Annotated in this window: 14 protein-coding genes; 8 read left to right on the top strand and 6 right to left on the bottom strand. The window is 65.7% G+C overall.

All coding sequences use genetic code 11. The features are described 5' to 3' along the window. Window positions 1-51 precede the first annotated feature (51 nt). Window positions 52-1302, bottom strand: coding sequence for an efflux RND transporter periplasmic adaptor subunit (locus tag BT115_RS17525; protein ID WP_072323927.1), 1251 nt, complete (start codon window positions 1300-1302; stop codon window positions 52-54). A gap of 376 nt (window positions 1303-1678) precedes the next feature. Between BT115_RS17525 and BT115_RS17530 the strand changes: the two genes are divergently transcribed. Then, window positions 1679-2176 carry a c-type cytochrome gene (locus tag BT115_RS17530; protein ID WP_072324034.1) on the top strand — a complete coding sequence of 166 codons (498 nt, stop codon included), beginning with the start codon at window positions 1679-1681 and terminating at the stop codon, window positions 2174-2176. Here the strand turns inward: BT115_RS17530 and BT115_RS17535 are convergent. Next, window positions 2169-2765, bottom strand: a complete 597-nt coding sequence (locus BT115_RS17535; protein WP_072323928.1) for an acyl carrier protein phosphodiesterase — start codon at window positions 2763-2765, stop codon at window positions 2169-2171. The two genes, BT115_RS17530 and BT115_RS17535, sit on opposite strands and share 8 nt — an antisense overlap. Window positions 2766-2813: 48 nt before the next feature. Between BT115_RS17535 and BT115_RS17540 the strand changes: the two genes are divergently transcribed. The 4 genes from BT115_RS17540 to BT115_RS17555 all read left to right on the top strand — a co-directional run bounded on the left by BT115_RS17540 (window position 2814) and on the right by BT115_RS17555 (window position 5934). Beyond that, entirely contained in the window at window positions 2814-3512 is a 699-nt protein-coding gene (locus tag BT115_RS17540; RefSeq protein ID WP_072324035.1) for an alpha/beta hydrolase, read from the top strand. After that, window positions 3509-4624, top strand: a complete 1116-nt coding sequence (zapE, locus tag BT115_RS17545; RefSeq protein ID WP_072323929.1) for a cell division protein ZapE — start codon at window positions 3509-3511, stop codon at window positions 4622-4624. Before BT115_RS17540 ends, zapE begins: the two co-directional genes overlap by 4 nt. A gap of 90 nt (window positions 4625-4714) precedes the next feature. Next, entirely contained in the window at window positions 4715-5155 is a 441-nt protein-coding gene (locus BT115_RS17550) for a hypothetical protein (protein ID WP_072323930.1), read from the top strand. After that, a complete protein-coding gene (locus BT115_RS17555; protein WP_255369465.1) occupies window positions 5119-5934 on the top strand; it encodes an N-acetylmuramoyl-L-alanine amidase in 816 nt (271 codons plus the stop codon). The genes BT115_RS17550 and BT115_RS17555 overlap by 37 nt, the downstream gene beginning before the upstream one ends. Here the strand turns inward: BT115_RS17555 and ltaE are convergent. Beyond that, window positions 5928-6941 (bottom strand): low-specificity L-threonine aldolase, encoded by a 1014-nt coding sequence (gene ltaE / locus BT115_RS17560; RefSeq protein ID WP_072323932.1) that lies wholly within the window; start codon window positions 6939-6941, stop codon window positions 5928-5930. The two genes, BT115_RS17555 and ltaE, sit on opposite strands and share 7 nt — an antisense overlap. 116 nt (window positions 6942-7057) lie before the next feature. On the opposite strand from ltaE, the gene BT115_RS17565 reads away from it, so the two are divergent. Together BT115_RS17565 and BT115_RS17570 are read left to right on the top strand one after the other, a co-directional pair. Then, on the top strand, window positions 7058-7552 hold the full coding sequence (locus BT115_RS17565) for a gluconokinase (RefSeq protein ID WP_072324037.1): 495 nt from the start codon (window positions 7058-7060) through the stop codon (window positions 7550-7552). Between the two features lie 82 nt (window positions 7553-7634). After that, the gene (locus BT115_RS17570; RefSeq protein WP_072323933.1) at window positions 7635-8843 is read left to right on the top strand and encodes an MFS transporter; all 1209 of its coding nucleotides are present in this window, start codon (window positions 7635-7637) and stop codon (window positions 8841-8843) included. Between the two features lie 21 nt (window positions 8844-8864). Here BT115_RS17570 and BT115_RS17575 read toward each other — a convergent pair whose 3' ends face one another. From BT115_RS17575 to BT115_RS17585, 3 genes are all read right to left on the bottom strand, one after another. After that, window positions 8865-11315 carry a glucose/quinate/shikimate family membrane-bound PQQ-dependent dehydrogenase gene (locus BT115_RS17575; RefSeq protein WP_218184780.1) on the bottom strand — a complete coding sequence of 817 codons (2451 nt, stop codon included), beginning with the start codon at window positions 11313-11315 and terminating at the stop codon, window positions 8865-8867. A gap of 145 nt (window positions 11316-11460) precedes the next feature. After that, the gene (locus tag BT115_RS17580) at window positions 11461-13146 is read right to left on the bottom strand and encodes a methyl-accepting chemotaxis protein (protein ID WP_072323935.1); all 1686 of its coding nucleotides are present in this window, start codon (window positions 13144-13146) and stop codon (window positions 11461-11463) included. Window positions 13147-13243: 97 nt separating this feature from the next. Next, entirely contained in the window at window positions 13244-15850 is a 2607-nt protein-coding gene (locus BT115_RS17585; RefSeq protein WP_177257444.1) for an alpha-L-rhamnosidase, read from the bottom strand. A 112-nt stretch (window positions 15851-15962) separates the two neighbouring features. On the opposite strand from BT115_RS17585, the gene BT115_RS17590 reads away from it, so the two are divergent. After that, the gene (locus tag BT115_RS17590) at window positions 15963-16871 is read left to right on the top strand and encodes an SDR family oxidoreductase (RefSeq protein WP_072323937.1); all 909 of its coding nucleotides are present in this window, start codon (window positions 15963-15965) and stop codon (window positions 16869-16871) included. Window positions 16872-16876 lie beyond the last annotated feature (5 nt).

Consider the following 16876-nt stretch of genomic DNA (forward strand, 5'->3'; position numbering starts at 1 on the left):
GGACCTTGCGGTCCGTGGCCGGCGCGCCCGTCGTGGGCGCGCCGTGCATCGTCAGCCGCCCCGGCGTCCGCCCTTGCCCTGCTGGCCCTGCTTGGCCTTCTGCAATTCTTCCGCCGTCGGCGCGGCCGGCACCTGGCCCGGGGCCAACGGCTGCACCTTGGAACCCGGCTTCAGGCGGAACTGGCCTTCGGTGACGACCTTTTCGCCCAGCTTGAGGCCCTTGCCGATCAGCACGTGGCTGTCGCCGACTTCGGTCGCGGTTTCCACGGGCTGCATCTTGACCGTGTTGTCGCCCTGCACGAGGTACACGTAGTCGCCATCCGGACCACGCTGCACCGCCTGCGCGGGCACCACGAGGCCATTCTTCACGGTACGGACCTTGAGCCGCGCATTGACGAACTGGCCGGGCCACAGCTCGGTGTTCTGATTGTCGAACAGCGCACGCAGACGGAACGTGCCCGTGGTGGTGTCGATCGTGTTGTCGATGACATCGAGGTGACCGGTGGACACCACGTGCGCATCGATGCGGTCCAGCGCATCGACCAGCAGGGGCGTGTCGCCCTGCTCGCGGATGGAGGTGCGGACGAGATCGAGGTTCTTCTCGGGCAGGTTGAACGTCACGTAGATCGGGTGGACCTCGGTCAACGTCACGATCGTGTCGCCCGTGGCCACGATGTTGCCGACGTCGACGGCGCGGATGCCGGCGAGACCGGTGATCGGCGCGATCACCTTGGTGAAGCCCAACTGCACCTGCGAGGCGCGGATCGAACCCTGGTCCGCAGCCACTGCGGCGTTGGCCTGATCGAGCGTGTTCTTGAGGTTGTCCAGATCCTGCTTGGACACATACTGCTGGCCGCCCTTGCTGACCAGGTTCTGCGAACGCTCGAGGTTGTTCTTCGCCGTGGCGACAGCCGCCTGGTCCTGGCGCAGCTTCGCCACGGCCTGGTCGTACTGCGACTGGATCGTGCGCGGGTCGATCTCCGCGATCACGTCACCGGCCTTCACTTCCTGGCCTTCCTGGAAGTTGAGCTTCATGAGCTGGCCGCCGACCTGGGGCCGTACGACCACCGAATTACGCGCCTGCGCGGTACCGGTGGCCGTGAGGTAGACGGGGACGTCCTGGGCGACCACAGGCACGACCGTGACCGGGACCGGTGGCTGGTCCGTACCCTGCCCATCGCCATTGGCCTTGCCGGCCTGCCCGTTGGCGCCGCCATGGCCGCCCAGACGGGGAACGATGAAAATGCCTGCGATCACCACAACGACGATGACGGCCAGCGCGATCTTCCAAAAACGCGACATGCAACACTCCCAGATGAATAACGGCCGGAGACCGGGTCCGACCGATGCGCCTTGCGCCGCGAGGGGTTATACCTCGCCGACATGAACCTTAGGACGGCGCCAATATAGGTGTAGGGGAACGGCATTGAACAATGCCGGTTGACAGGGGTACAGCATGACTGACGGCATGTCTCCCGCCTGCGGACCGCCCGATTTGGGGCGGACGGCAGACCGCTGACTCGCGCGGAGGTTCCGTTATACTCCTGAAGTTCGACGCCGCTTGGGGAGACTCCCTGACGGCCGGCAGGCAGCCGGAACCCGGGGAGGGGGACGGCCCACCCAAAATCAGTGGAGTCAATGCGTGAGCGGTTCTCCGAGCAAGTCCGACCAGAACTTCATGCGTCAGTTCTCGTGGCTGACCGCCGGCCTGAGCGTGTTGGCCGTGATGTTGATGGTGATCGCATACACCATCTACAGCCACATTCCGAAGGAGCAGGACCCGGCCGTAGCCAAGCGGACCGAGGCGCGCATCGCGCCGGTGGGCGGCGTCTATGCCGGCGATACCGGCCGCGCAGCCATGCTGGCCGCCCAGGAAGCCGCCGCCAAGGCCGCCGCCTCGCAGGTCGCCTACGGCGGCAGCACCGACGGCAAGACGATCTACGACAACCTCTGCCATAGCTGCCACACGGCAGGCGTGGCCGGGGCGCCCAAGCTGGGCGACAAGGCAGCATGGTCGGCGCGCATCGCTCAGGGCATTGCCACCCTGACGAAGCACGCGATCGAAGGCTATAACGGTCCGGACGGTAACCACATGCCGGCCAAGGGCGGCAATCCTGCCCTGACCGACGAGCAGGTGAGCAACACCGTCAAGTGGATGGCCGATCAGGTCAAGTAAGCGCGTCGCGCTCCGCCACCCAGCCTGCCGCGAACGCGCGCAGGTCGGGAAAGAATCGGGCAAAGGCATCTTCGAGCGCGCTGGCCTGCGCGACCAGCACCGGTACCCCGTCCGCGACGGGGTTCGCTCGCGACAACCGCTGCGATATCCCCGCGAATGCCCCTTCCACGCGCTCGATCCGCGCATAGCCCGCCGGCAGGTCGTGCCTCTCCATGTAGGCAAGAAAACGCTTCAAGCCGTCGGGCAACAAGGGCGCTGCCGAGTGCATCTCGCTGCGCAGTCCGTTGGAGAAGGTCACCAGCGGCACGTCGCTCCATGCCGGAAAATCGCGCGCCAGCAGGTGATCGAACCACACGTCGAGCAGGATGCCGGCATAGCGGCGGAATGGGGCTGGCAGCCGCTCTCGCGCTGCAGCCACCTCCGGATGCGCATCAGTGAAAACGTCGATGGCGCGATGCAGGCGGATGCCGTCGCGCACCCGCGGTGGCAACGAGGGATCGGGCGTTCCCCTGACGAAATCGCCCATCACGCCACCCAGGCGCAACGCGGGATCGTGGCCGGCCAGCAAGGCATGCGCGAGGACGTTCATCGCGCGGCCTCGCCGCGAGGCATACGGCCAGCGGGTATCATGACGGACATGAACGATCTTCTACCTACAGCGCCGGAAGGCTTTCCGGACGAGAGCATGAGCTTCGCGCTCGACGGCCCCGCGGGCAAGCTCGAATGCGAAGCGCACGCCGCCGCGCCTGACGTGGCCCGCAACGCCATCGCCGTGATCTGCCACCCGCTTTCCACCGACGGCGGCAGCATGCGCAACAAGGTGGTGACGATGATCGAGCGGTCGCTGCGCGAGTCGGGCGTCGACACGGTCATCTTCAACTTCCGCGGCGTTGGCCGCTCGGAAGGCACCTTCGACCAAGGGCAGGGTGAAAGCGACGACCTCGCCGCCGTGGTGGCCTGGGCACGCAAGACGCGCCCCACCGCCGAGCTGTGGCTGGCCGGCTTCTCCTTCGGCAGCTACGTCACCCTGCGCAACGCCGTGCGCCTGGAGGCCGCCGCGCTCATCAGCATTGCGCCGCCGGCGGCCGGTCGCGGCTGGGATTTCGGACCGATCGATCTGCCGTCGTGCCACTGGCTCGTCGTGATGGGCGACGCGGACGAGATCGTAGAGCCGCAGGCCGTCTACGACTGGATCGATGGCCTTCCGGAGGGCCGCAAGCCGCAACTGGTCCGTATGGAAGACACCAGCCACTTCTTCCATCGCCGGCTCATGGATCTGCGCGGGGCGATCAAGAACGCCGTCAAGGATTGGCTGCCGGGACCGCGCACGGCATGAACTGTTCGGAATCGACGCCCGGCGAACGCTACCGGGACGGCATCGCGGGCCACCGCTGGGAGTCCGACCCGGCCCAGTTGCCGGTAATCGCAGAGTTCGATCGCCTGCACGCCGCATTGTGCGCACCACAACCGGCCCAGGTCGGGGGCCTCTTCGGTCGCCTGCGCAGCATGCTCGGCAACGAGCCGCGCACCGCGGTACCCGGCCTCTACCTGTGGGGTAGCGTCGGCCGCGGCAAGACCTTCCTGATGGACCTGTTCGTCTCGAGCCTGGCGCCCGGCCTCGCGCTGCGCCGTCACTTCCACCGTTTCATGCTCGAAGTGCACGCGATGCTGCGCGAACTGGGCGAGCGTCAGAACCCCTTGGACGAAGTGGCGGAACGACTGGCGGCGAAGTGCCGTGTGCTCTGCCTGGACGAATTTCTGGTCTCGGACATCGGCGACGCAATGATTCTCGCCGGCTTGCTCGACGGACTGTTCGCACGCGGCGTCACCCTCGTGACCACTTCCAACACGCCGCCGCAGGGCCTCTACAAGGACGGCCTCCAGCGCGCCCGCTTCCTGCCCGCGATCGCCGCGATCGAGAAGCACTGCGTGGTTCACGAAATGATCTCGCCGCGCGATTGGCGCCTGCGCGCGCTGAGCCAGGCCTCGGTATACCTCGTGCCACCCGGCGCGGAAGCGGAGCGCTCGCTGGCGAAGATCTTCGTCGCGCAGGCACAAGGCGACGTGGTGGAAGGCGGCACCATGGATCTCAGCGGCCGCGAGGTCGAGGTGCGCAAACGGGCGGAGAACATCGTCTGGTTCGATTTCCCGGCCCTGTGCGAAGGACCGCGCGCTGTCGCCGACTACATCGAACTGGCCAAGGCCTATCCGGCGGTCATCCTGTCCAACGTGCCCCAATTCACTGTCTACTCCGAGAACGAGGCCAAGCGCTTCGTGCTCCTCGTGGACGAGTTCTACGATCGCCAGGTGAAGCTCGTGATATCGGCCGCCGCGCCGATCACCGAGCTTTACGACGGCACCAAGGTACGCGCCGAGTTCGGTCGCACCGAGTCGCGACTCATCGAGATGCAGAGCGAGGACTACCTCGGCCGTGACCATAAACCCTGAACAGACGGTGGAGGGAGCCGGCTGCCGCTTTTTCCGCCGCCCCGCAAGCTAATCGAGCGGGCTTCCCGCGCCATCAGACGAGGTTACGCCATGGAACAATTCGAGCTGGTCCCGGGTCGCGGCATCCGCCGCGGTCATACCGACATCTTCTTCGGCATGCCACGCGCCAAGCTGCGCAACCAGCTCGACTGGAAGCCCGGCGGCGAATCGATGTGGGACGACGAAGACGAATACGCCGATGCCGAAGGTGCCGAGTTGCTGCGCCTGCGCTTTCTAGACGACAAGCTCTGCGACATCGAAGTGTTGGGTGGCAAGCTGGTCCACGACGGCATCGAACTGCGCGACACCGACATGGATACCTTGCGTGCCGAGCTGACGCGCAAGGGCATGGCGCTGGAAAAAACCGAATGGCTCTCCGAAGGCCACGATTGCGTCGATCTGCAGATCGTGGTGGCATCGCAGGACGATATCGGCGAAGTAGGGAACGAGATCGCATGGGTCAGCACCAGCAGCGACTTCCGCGTCGAATGATCACCCACCTCGGCAGGACTGTCCGCCGCGCCGGCATCGTGACCGGCGCGGTTGCCATGGTTCTGCTGGCGGCATGCGCCACTGCACCGCGCGTGCCGCCGCAACGCAGCTCGCTCGCGCACTGGACGCCCTCGCCGAACTACAACGCGCGCAAGGCGCAGATCATCGTGTTGCACCACACGTCCATCGGCAATGCGGCAGAGGCGCTGCACGTGCTGCGCACACGCAACAGCGAAGGACAGGTGAGCGCGCACTATCTCGTGGAAGCCGATGGCCGCATCGACCAGCTCGTGGACGACGGCGATCGCGCGTGGCACGCAGGCGCGTCGCACTGGGCCGGCATCTCGGACCTCAACTCGTCGTCGATCGGCATCGAGATCGACAACGATGGCGAGTCGCCTTTCACCGAGCCGCAGATCCAGGCGCTGGTGCGGCTGCTCGCCGATCTGACCTCTCGACTTGGCATACCCCGCGAAGCGGTGGTCGGCCATGGTGACATTGCGCCGGGTCGCAAGAACGACCCCAGTGTCAAGTTTCCCTGGGCCACCCTCGCTCGCTACGGTTTCGGCCTCTGGCCTGACGCCACGCTGATCCCCGCCCCACCCGGTTTCGACAGCCTCGCGGCGATGCGTCTGGTGGGCTACGACGTCTCCAACCCGCGCAACGCCATCATCGCCTTCCATCGCCATTACCGGGCCATGGAAACCGACACGCTCGACAACACCGACGCCGCGATCCTCTATTCGTTGCAGCGCAAGCTCATGGCGCCGCGTCAGTAAGCAAACGACGCGAACGCGGCGATCGTGCGCTCGATCGCCTCGTCGTCCACGTCGAGGTGCGTCACCAGCCGGATCGACGGCAGGTAGCCGATGCTCAGGCGCACGCCGTGCGTGGCCATGTGCGTGGCGAGATCGGCCAGCCGCGCCGCCGGTACGTCCACGAACACCATGTTCGTATGACAGCCCTTCACGGTGAGACCGTCTATCTTGCCCAGGCCCTCCGCCAGACGGGCCGCACGTGCGTGGTCCTCAGCGAGGCGCGCCACGTGGTGATCCAGCGCATGCAGCGCCGCCGCAGCGAGCATGCCTGCCTGACGCCATCCGCCGCCGGCCACCTTGCGCCAGCGTTTGGCCCGCTCGATCAGGTCCGTGCTGCCCAACAGGACGGAGCCCACCGGGGCGCCAAGGCCCTTGGAGAAGCAGACCGATACGCTGTCGAACCCGGCGACGACGTCGCGTGCCGGCCGTCCATAGGCCACTGCAGCGTTGAACAGGCGCGCGCCATCCAGATGGAACCCGAGACCGCGGCGGCTTGCGAGTTCGCGCGCCTTGCCAAGGTAGTCGAAGGGCAAGGGACGACCATGCCAGGTGTTCTCCAGGGCGAGCAGGCGGGATCGCGCGAAATGCGGATCGATCGGCTTGATCGCGGCTTCGACCTTGTCCAACGGCAGTGTGCCGTCCACCTCCTGTGGAATCGGTTGCGGCTGGATGGAACCGAGCACCGCTGCGCCGCCACCCTCGAATCGATACGTGTGTGCGTCGGCACCTACGATGTATTCGTCGCCGCGCTCGCAGTGACTCATCAGCGCCAACAGGTTGCTCTGCGTGCCCGTGGGAACGAACAACGCCGCCGCGAAACCAAGGTCGGCCGCCAGGCGTTCCTGCAATGCGTTGACCGTCGGGTCTTCGCCGTACACGTCATCGCCTACCGGCGCACGCAACATCGCTTCGCGCATGGCGTCGGTGGGCCGGGTCACGGTATCGCTGCGCAGGTCGATCGTCTGCATGGTCGCATCGCATCGCTTGAAAGAGGACAAGGCATGGTACGCGACACGCCCACCTGCTCGCGATGCCGCTACGCCGTTCACGATTCCGTGCCCTTTTTCGCGGCATGCTCTCCCGCATGATTACCATCGTCATGGGCGTCTCCGGCAGCGGCAAAAGCACGATCGGCGAAGGCCTGGCCACGCGCCTCGGCATCCCGTTCGTCGACGGCGACAGCCTGCATCCGGCAGCCAACCGCGCGAAGATGGCCGCGGGCGTGCCGTTGGATGACGCAGACCGACAGCCGTGGCTCGAGGCCATCGTGGCGGAAATGGATCGCCATCGCGAAGCTGGTGACTCGTTGGTGCTGGCCTGCTCGGCGTTGAAGCGGCGTTATCGCGATTTCTTGCGGGGCGGGCACGACGACGTACGTTTCGTCTATCTGCGTGCGCCACGCGAACTGCTGGCCGAACGCCTCGGCCATCGTAGCGGCCACTTCTTCGACCCGCGTCTCCTCGACAGCCAGTTGGCGACCCTCGAGGAACCCACCGAGGACGAAGCCCTGCGGGTCGACGTGGCGCTGCCGCCAGCCGAAGCGGTGGCTTCGATCATTCGCGCGAACTGCTCGGCCTGAGACCACGGTGAGCGGTAGGTGGGTGGCCCCACCGCTCGCACCGTGTTCTCATATTCGCTCCCCCGAGCTTTCAGGAACGCCCATGCAAGCCCCCGTCGACGCGGCGTTGGATAGCCGTCGCGCGGACACGACTGTGTTCAGCGTGCTCTTCGCGATCAGCTTCTGCCATCTGCTCAACGACATGATGCAGTCGCTGCTTCCGGCGATCTATCCGGGGCTCAAGGCGGACTTCCAACTCGACTTCGGCCAGGTGGGTCTCATCACCCTCACCTACCAGATCACCGCCTCGATTCTGCAACCGCTGGTCGGTCTTTACGCGGACCGCCGCCCCACACCGCTGGCCTTGCCGGGCGGCACGCTGTTCTCGCTCGCCGGACTGCTCGTGCTGTCGCGAGCGCACGCCTATCCCGTGCTGCTTGCCGGCGCGGCTTTGTTGGGCATGGGTTCGTCGGTGTTTCACCCGGAATCATCGCGCGTGGCGCGCATGGCATCGGGCGGCCGGCATGGGCTCGCCCAGTCGCTGTTTCAGGTCGGCGGCAACGCAGGGCAGGCGCTGGGTCCGCTTGCCGCGGCACTCGTCGTCGTGCGTTGGGGCCAGTCGAGCCTCGCGTTCTTCGCGCTGCTCGCGCTGCTCTCGTGCGCGATTCTGTGGCAGGTCGGTCAGTGGTATCGGCACTACGGGCTTCCGCGACTCGCCCAGGCCGGGGCAAAGCAGCGCGACACCCCGCCGGTGAGTACCGAGGCGCGCCGCGGCATTGCCGTGCTGCTGGCGCTGATCTTTTCGAAGTACGTCTACCTCGCCAGTCTGACGAGTTACTTCACTTTCTATCTCATCCACCGCTTCGGCGTGTCGGTGGAGAACGCGCAGTACCACTTGTTCCTGTTTCTCGGCGCCGTTGCCGTGGGCACGGTACTCGGCGGGCCGGTCGGCGACCGCTTCGGTCGCAAGCGCGTCATCTGGTTCTCGATTCTGGGCACGCTTCCGTTCACCCTGATGCTGCCGCATGCGAGCCTGTTCTGGACCGCGCCCCTCACCATCGCCATCGGCTTGATCCTGGCCTCGGCGTTTCCCGCGATCGTCGTGTTCGCGCAGGAACTGGTACCGGGCAAGGTCGGCATGATCTCCGGTCTGTTCTTTGGCTTTTCGTTCGGTATGGGCGGCCTTGGCGCCGCCGTGCTCGGTGAACTGGCCGATCACATCGGTATCGAGGCGGTCTACCAGATCTGCGCCTTCCTGCCATTGATCGGCCTGCTGGCCGCCTTGCTTCCTAACACGACGCGGCGCTCGTAGGCGCCGCGTCGTGACCCTGCCCTAGGGCAGCGTGTAGGCGATAACCCAGTCGCCTTGCTTCGTGCCCAGCGAACCGTGGCCGCCTGCGGTCACCAGGATGTACTGGCGACCGGTGCTGTCGGCGTAGCTCATCGGCGTCGCCTGACCGCCCGCCGGAAGACGCGCCTCGAACAGCTTCTTGCCGGTGCGCACGTCGTAGCCACGCAGGTAGTAGTCCAGGGTGCCCGAGAGGAAGGTGACACCGCCTGCCGTGGTGAGCATGCCGCCGAGGCTGGGTACGCCGAGCGGCATCGGGATCGGCAACGGCGCGCTATCCACGATCGTGCCGTTCTTGTGCCGCCACATCATCTTGCCGGTGCGCAGATCCACGCCGGCCACGTAGCCCCACGGCGGCGCCTGGCAGGGAATGCCCAGCGGCGAGAGGAACGGCGAAAGCTCGATGCCGTAAGGAATGCCTTCGGCCTTCTTCACGCCTTCGGTCTCGCTCTTCGCGGGCCCGACTTCCATCTTCGCAAGCACGTCCTTCGGAATCAGCCGCGACTGGAACGCCATGTAGCTCGGGTTGATGAGCATCAACTGGCGGCTCGGGTCCACCGACACACCGCCCCAGTCGAACACGCCGAAGTTGCCCGGGAATACCAGCGAACCCTGCTCCGACGGTGGGGTGAACATGCCGTCGTAGCGCAGCGAACGGAAGCGCACGCGGCACCAGAGCTGGTCGAGCGGTGTGGTACCCCACATGTCCTTTTCGCGCACGTCGGGCGGCGCGAAATTGAGATCGGACAGCGGCTGGGTCGGCGCGGTGTGGTCGCCCGGCACGGCACCTTGCGGACGCGGCACCTCGCGGATCGGCACGATCGGTGTGCCATCGCGGCGATCGAGCACATAGATGCTGCCCTGCTTGGTGGACGCGATGACCGCGGGCTTCATGCCGTCGGCGGTCTGCAGATCCATCAGCGTCGGCTGGCCGCCCACGTCCATGTCCCACAGATCGTGGTGGGTGAACTGGTAGTTCCACTTCACCTTGCCGGTGGCGATATCGAGCGCCACGATGCCCGCGCCAAATTTCTCCGACGTGGGTGTGCGTCCGCCACCGAACTGATCGGGCGTCTGGTTGCCCATCGGCAGGTAGAGGATGCCGAGGTTCTCGTCCACGCTGAAGACCGACCACACGTTCGGCGAGTTGCGCGTGTATACGCCGTCCGGCCCGATCGGTGCGGTGTCATCCGGCTTGCCGGGATCCCAGTTCCACACGAGGTGACCATCGTGCACGTCATAGGCGCGGATGACGCCCGACGGCTCGTTCGTCGATTCGTTGTCGGTCACGTGACCGCCGATGATGACGAGATCCTTCGTCACCGCCGGAGGCGAGGTGGAGTAGTAGCCACCCGGCGTGAACGGACCGATGTTCGTCCGCAGATTGACCGTGCCGTGATCGCCGAAGTCATCGCATGGCTTGCCCGTATCGGCGTCGAGGGCGATCAGGCGCGCATCTGCCGTGGGCAGGAACAGGCGCCGCGGGCACGTCGAGGCGGCGATCGCGGTGGGCGCCGACGCTACGGTGGCCGATGTCGCGGGCAAGGCGGTCGTCGAGGCAGGCGCAGGCACCGCGGCAGCGTATTTCGCGTCGTCGTGATACGACACGCCGCGGCAGGTCATGTGTTCCCAATGCTTGAAGCCGACCGGGCTCTGCAGCTTCGGATCGAACTCCCAGCGCTTCTGCCCGGTCGCCGCATCCACGGCGATCACACGGCTGTGCGGCGTGCACAGATACACGGTGTCGCCGATCTTGATCGGCGTGTTCTCGTCGGTCGTCTCGGTCGGATCGTCCGGTCCGGGCAGGTCGCCTGTCTGAATCTTCCACGCGACCTTCAACTGGCCCACGTTGTCGGGCGTGATCTGCTTGAGCGGCGAGTACCGCTGCCCGTAGGGCGAACTGCCGTAGCCCGTCCAGTCGGCATCGGGGCGAAGCGCGCGATCGCCCTGCGGGCCCGCCACTTCGTCCATCGGCAGATCGCCTCGGACGTCATGGTCCTTGTGCAAGGCGCCGGCGACACCGACCGCAGCGACGATCAACAACGCCACGAACAGGAAGCCGCCGCCCGTACCGCGCGCGGTCTCGTGGAGGTAACGGCGGTTCAAGCCGCGACGCGGCCACGGCAGCAACAGCCAAAGACCGAGGGCGAACCAGATGTCGAGGCGTGGTAGCAGTTGCCACCAGTCGAGATGCACTTCCCACACCGACCACGCCGCCGTGCCGATCAGCAGCAAGGCGTAGAGCGGTACCGCGGCGCGCGAATGGAACAGCAGCAAAAACGCCACCAGCAGCGTGATCACACCAGCGGAGAGGTAATAGGGAGAGCCGCCCAAATGGACCAGCCATATGCCTCCCAGCAAGGTAGCGCCGCCGAACAGCGCGAAGACGATCGCTGTTATCAGCGTCGCTGGGTGGAATCTCCTGACTCGTTTCACTGCGGCCACTCTCCTGACATGAGGCCTCCCCCGTACCTCCTAGGGTGACCGTTCCGGCGTGAATCGCAGGTGGAGGGGCGCCACTCAGGCGACGTGCGCGGCGCAAGAAAATGCGCCTCGCACGTTTTGAGCCGGGGACGACGCCTTAGGCGAACTCGGCCCAGGCGTCGGCATCCGCGGTGCTACCGGTGCGCTGGCCAAAGCGAAGATCATGCGCGGCACGGTCCGGCGACGGCGCGCGTTCGGGCGCGTGACGCTTACCACTGTCAACGGTGAAGAACGCCACCTGCTCGTGCAACGCCTTCGCCTGGTCCTGCATGGACTTGGCGGCCGCGGCGGCCTCTTCCACCAGCGCGGCGTTTTCCTGGGTCACCTGGTCGATCTGCGCAATCGCGAGGTTCACCTGATCCACGCCCGAGGACTGTTCGGCGCTCGCCGCAGCGATCTCGGCGACGATGTCCGTCACCTTCTTTACGCTGTCGACGATACCGCGCAGGGCGGCCGACGACTGTTCGACCAGTGTCGTACCGGCGTCCACCCGCTCGCTGCTTTCCGCGATGAGGTGCTTGATGTCGCGCGACGCAGCCGCGCTGGACTGCGCCAGGCGACGCACTTCCGCTGCCACGACCGCGAAGCCACGGCCCTGTTCGCCGGCCCGCGCCGCTTCCACCGCGGCGTTGAGTGCGAGAAGGTTGGTCTGGAAGGCTATGTCGTCGATCAGGCCGACGATGTCGCCAATGCGACGGCTGGAATCGCCGATCTGTTGCATGGCGCTCATGGCCTCGTTCACCACGGCGCCTCCCTTCTCCGCTTCGCCACGCGCATGTCGCGAGAGACGATCGGCGGCTACGGCGTTCTCCGCGTTCTGTTTGACCGTGGCGGTCATTTCTTCCATCGACGCCGCGGTTTCTTCGAGGCTCGATGCCTGCTCCTGCGTGCGCTGCGACAGGTCGTCGTTGCCACGCGCGATCTGTCCCGATGTGGTGGACACGACGTGCGCGCTGTCCTGCACCTGCGTGACGATGGACGCGAGCGTGCCGCGCATGCGCTCCAATGCACCCAGCAGGCTGGCCGGTGCATAGTCCGCGGCCGAGGACGTGCGCAAATCGCCGCCTGCGATGCGGCCAGCGATGTCTACCGCGTCACGCGGTTCGCCGCCCACGCTGGCGCGGATGCTGCTCATCGAAAACCACACGATCGTCAGCGCCAGCAACGCGATCAGGCCCGACTTGATGAGGCCGCTCGTGAGCTGCGCCGTAAAGGCGGCATCGATGTCGTTGAAATAGGCACCCGTGATGAAATGCAGATCCCAGGGCTTGTACCAGGACGAATAGCTGATCTTGTCCCGCAGCTCCTTCGTCTTGGGCATGACCTGCGTGTAACGCGTCAGGCCGTGGCCATCCTTCGTATCCGCATTGAGCATCGCTTCGTAGTGCCGGAAGCCCTTGCCATCGGTATCGTCGCGAATGACCTTGCCGATCTCGCCATGACGCAGCGGATGCATGCGCATCGTCAGCGACGAATCGAAGGCGAAGATATAGCCGGAGTTATCCGACCAGCGCATGGCGTCGATCATCTTCAGCGCTTCGAGCCGCGCTTCCAGATCGCTCATTTCGCCCTTCTCTGCCCGAACTCGATAGGCATCGGCGATCGAGATGGCGCTCGTCACGTGCTGTTCGAGCGTGTCCTGCAGTTCGCGCATCTGCACCTTACGGCTGTCGACGGCCGACATGATCGTCTGCGACAGAAGCCCCAGCACGACGACCGCCATGACCATCCACACCCGCGTATTCAGCCGCGTGCGCCCGAACCAGTTTTCTATCGCCGACATTGCCGCTACCCCGTGAGTACCCCGTAGGCGTTGTAACGGCCGTGACACGCAGGACTTTACGAAAGCCTTGTGAACCGCGGACTTACCTTGATCTTTCTTAGTGAAGGCTTAGGTGATGGCGACCGGAGCCCATCACGGTGTCCGGACCGCCAGGCAGCCCGACCACCGCTTCCGCACCCACCGGCACGACGACGTCCGCCTCGATCCTGCCGGCCACTTTGCGCCAGGCCACGGATGCCTCGCCGTAGGGCGTCATGACCGACGCCGACGCGCGCCCCAGAAAGGCAGTGAGCTTCGGCCGCACTTCGAAGCGCTGCCAGCCCGGTGCCAGCGGGCGCAATCCGGCCACGTCGGCATAAAGCCAGTCGTCGATCGTGCCGAGGAAGTAGTGCCCTCGCGAGCGCGAGGCAAGCTTCCAGTGCTCCCAAAGGCTGGTGGCGCCGTTCGCACGCCAGAATCCCCAACTGGGAAACGTAGTCTGCGTGGCGATGGCCCAGGCTTCGTCGGCGTGGCCTGTCGCCGTGAGGATGGGCAGGATCACCTTGGTCGCCAGCGCGCCGGTGTCCAGGTGATTGCCGCGCCCCCTCGCATCTGCCGCAACGCCTGCCGCTACACGCGTGATGAGATCATCCGGCACCAGACCGAATGACAGCGCCAGCAGGTTGTGCGCCTGGCGATACCCTCGGTCGTCTTCGCCCCGGTAGGCGGCCTGGCTTCGATCGAGAAAGCGTGCATTGAAAGCCTTCTTGACGACCTCCGCGCGTGCATCGAACGTCTTCGCCCTGGCGTCGTCGCCGAGCACGCGCAGCATGTCCGCGGTGCGCCGCTGCATGCCATAGAGATACGTGGTCGCCGCCACGCGCTTGTCCTCGGGCGCGTTCTCGCCAGCCGGGTCGGCGTCCGGGCTCACCCAATCGCCAAGCTCGGTGTCTGCGATACCGGCGGGCGAACGCGCGTCTTCCATCGCGACGTAACGAGCGATCCCTTCGATATGTTCTTCCATGGGACGTCGATCGCCCTCATACAACCACAACCACCATGGAATGAAGACGTAAGCGGCATGCCAGGTGGGTGCGCGTACACGACCCCAGCCAGGATTCGGCGCAATGAGTAGCGGTGCACCGTCGGGGCCACGCGTATCGGCGATGTCGCGCAGCCATTCCGCGAGCAGGCGATCCGCGTCCAGATTGCGCAGGAACATTTCCGTGCCCAGCATGCCATCGCCCGTCCAACCGTTCTTCTCGTACATCGGTGTATCGGTGGGAATGCTGTGCAGATTGTTGAGGATGGTGTCGACCGTGGCGTGGTGAATCCAGTTGAGCAAGGGCTGGTCGCTGTCGAACTGGCCGGTGATGGCGATGTCCGTATGCACCACTTGCGCGGTCACTGCATCGAGGCGGGGCTTGCCTCCCGGCCACCCATCCACCTGCACGTAGCGAAAGCCCTTGTACGAGAAGCGCGGATGCCAGCGAATGCGCTCCCCCGCGAGGGTCATTCGATCGGTTTGGAAGCCGTTCTTGAAGTAATGGTGTTCATCGCGCGCATCGACCGTACCGTCGGCAAGCAGCTTTTCGCCATAGCGTGCAACGACGGTCGCTCCCGACGGCCCACTCACGTCGAACGTGGCCCAGCCGGCGATCACGCGTGGGAAGGCGAACACATAGGTGCCCGGTACGGGCTCGGTCACTTCCGTGGCCGCGAGCGTATCGATAACGCGGATTGGCTGTTCCGTCTGCGCGACGAGTTTGCCGCGCGGCGCGGGCAGTTCACTGGCCGGTGCCCACGCATCCGGACGCACAAAGCGTGCGTCGTAGATTTCGCCACGATAGAGGTCATCGAGTCGCGTCGGCCCGTCGCCCACCTGCCAGCTCGCATCGCTGACCATGTCGGACACACGGCCATCGGCGTAGCGGATGCGCAGCAACGCACGCAGGCGCGGCTTGCCGTGCCACGGTGCACGTTCCCAATGCCAGACGTTCGGATTGGTCAGGCCGTAAAAGCCGCGCCCGAGTTCCGCGTCGAGCACGTGCGAGCCGGGAGACAACGCGATGTCCGTCGCCACGACCTCGACACGTTTGTCGTAGTCGGTGAAACCCGGCGAGAGCACGGCGTCGTTCACCGGGCGCCCATCGATCGCGATGTCCGCGTAGCCGCCCGCGGCGACGTAGAGCGTCGCGCGTTTCACGGGCCCGTCGACCCGGAACGTCTTGCGCAACAGCGGCGCAGGAAGCGTGTCGTCACGCTTGCCGATCCAGCGGGCGTCGTGCCACCCGGCCTCATCGAGCGCAGTATCGAAGTGCGAGGAGACCTCGGCGGTTCCGTCCGAGGTGCGAACGTCGACGCGCCAGTCGTAACGTTCGCCAGGCGACAGGGGTGCCCCGGCGTAGGCGATGTCGAATGGACGCGGGTCGTTCACCTCGCCACTATCCCACACCGTGCTTCCGTTGCGTGACACGACCAGGCGGTAACCGATCTGCACGGTACCCGGCGCATCGCTCCGAACCACCCAGGAAAATCTCGGCTGTTTAACGTCCACATACGTGGGCGATTCGGTGCGCTCCACCCGTGGCGTGGCGAGCGTTATCGCGGCGTTCGCAACAGGGACGAAGGCGAGCCACGCGCAGGCGGCAAAGAAACGCAGGAGCAACGTGACGACCTCGGTGCGAGCCAGATAGCCGAGCATAGCGCGCAAGAACGCCGGCATGACACGCATGAAATCTGACTGTCATGCGTACGGGGCATGACATCGCGTGGACGGGACATGGACGTTTCGCTGCGTAAACAGGAGAGACCCTTCCCCACGAGAGACCGCCCCCATGGATCACGCCGCCAACCACGATCCGTACGCCATGCAAGATCCCCGCACGCAGTATCCGCAACCGGACTTCTCCAAGCAGCCGCAGCCGGCACCCGGCCTGGCGAAGGAGATGGTGCCAAGGCCAGATCACGGCGAGACCAGCTATCACGGCAACGGCCGCCTGCATGGCCGCAAGGCGCTGGTCACCGGCGGGGACTCCGGCATCGGACGTGCTGCCGCGATCGCGTTCGCGCGCGAAGGTGCCGACGTGGTCATCAACTATCTGCCCTCGGAGCAGAAGGACGCCGACGAAGTCATCGCGCTCCTCCGCGCCGAAGGCAGCAAGATCGTCGGCATACCGGGCGATCTCCAGGACGAGGCGTTCTGCAACGAGCTGGTCGCCAAGACCGTGAAGGAATTGGGCGGCCTCGACATCCTCGCCAATGTCGCGGGACGCCAGCAGTACTCGAAGTCGATCGACGAACTGGACAGCGAATCGTTCCAGGCCACGTTCCGTACCAACGTCTTCGCGTTGTTCTGGCTGACCAAGGCCGCCATGCCGCACATGCCGCCGGGCGCCGCCATCGTCAACACGGCGTCGATCCAGGCCTATCAGCCGTCGGACATCCTGCTCGACTATGCGCCGACCAAGGCGGCTATCGTCGCCTTCACCAAGGCGTTGGCGAAGCAGGCCGCCGACAAGGGCATTCGTGTGAACGCCGTGGCACCGGGTCCGGTATGGACACCACTGCAGCCGAGCGGCGGCCAGCCGCAGGAGAAGGTGGTGGAGTTCGGCAAGAACGTACCGCTCGGCCGGCCGGGCCAGCCGGTGGAGTGCGCACCGCTATACGTGCTGCTGGCGAGCCAGGAAGCGAGCTTCATCACCGGTGAAACCTACGGCGTCACCGGCGGCAACATGCTTCCCTGACCCGC

The sequence above is a fragment of the Luteibacter sp. UNCMF366Tsu5.1 genome, from assembly GCF_900119235.1.
Lineage (GTDB): Bacteria > Pseudomonadota > Gammaproteobacteria > Xanthomonadales > Rhodanobacteraceae > Luteibacter > Luteibacter flocculans.

Excerpts from the sequence above, each read along its gene's own strand:
- BT115_RS17580 (WP_072323935.1), bottom strand. The coding sequence starts at position 13,146 with ATGTCGGCGATAGAAAACTGGTTCGGGCGCACGCGGCTGAATACGCGG.
- BT115_RS17590 (WP_072323937.1), top strand. The coding sequence starts at position 15,963 with ATGGATCACGCCGCCAACCACGATCCGTACGCCATGCAAGATCCCCGC.
- BT115_RS17565 (WP_072324037.1), top strand. The coding sequence starts at position 7,058 with ATGATTACCATCGTCATGGGCGTCTCCGGCAGCGGCAAAAGCACGATC.
- BT115_RS17535 (WP_072323928.1), bottom strand. The coding sequence starts at position 2,765 with ATGAACGTCCTCGCGCATGCCTTGCTGGCCGGCCACGATCCCGCGTTG.
- BT115_RS17540 (WP_072324035.1), top strand. The coding sequence starts at position 2,814 with ATGAACGATCTTCTACCTACAGCGCCGGAAGGCTTTCCGGACGAGAGC.
- BT115_RS17585 (WP_177257444.1), bottom strand. The coding sequence starts at position 15,850 with ATGCCGGCGTTCTTGCGCGCTATGCTCGGCTATCTGGCTCGCACCGAG.
- BT115_RS17570 (WP_072323933.1), top strand. The coding sequence starts at position 7,635 with ATGCAAGCCCCCGTCGACGCGGCGTTGGATAGCCGTCGCGCGGACACG.
- ltaE (WP_072323932.1), bottom strand. The coding sequence starts at position 6,941 with ATGCAGACGATCGACCTGCGCAGCGATACCGTGACCCGGCCCACCGAC.
- BT115_RS17530 (WP_072324034.1), top strand. The coding sequence starts at position 1,679 with ATGCGTCAGTTCTCGTGGCTGACCGCCGGCCTGAGCGTGTTGGCCGTG.
- BT115_RS17555 (WP_255369465.1), top strand. The coding sequence starts at position 5,119 with ATGGGTCAGCACCAGCAGCGACTTCCGCGTCGAATGATCACCCACCTC.
- BT115_RS17525 (WP_072323927.1), bottom strand. The coding sequence starts at position 1,302 with ATGTCGCGTTTTTGGAAGATCGCGCTGGCCGTCATCGTCGTTGTGGTG.
- zapE (WP_072323929.1), top strand. The coding sequence starts at position 3,509 with ATGAACTGTTCGGAATCGACGCCCGGCGAACGCTACCGGGACGGCATC.
- BT115_RS17550 (WP_072323930.1), top strand. The coding sequence starts at position 4,715 with ATGGAACAATTCGAGCTGGTCCCGGGTCGCGGCATCCGCCGCGGTCAT.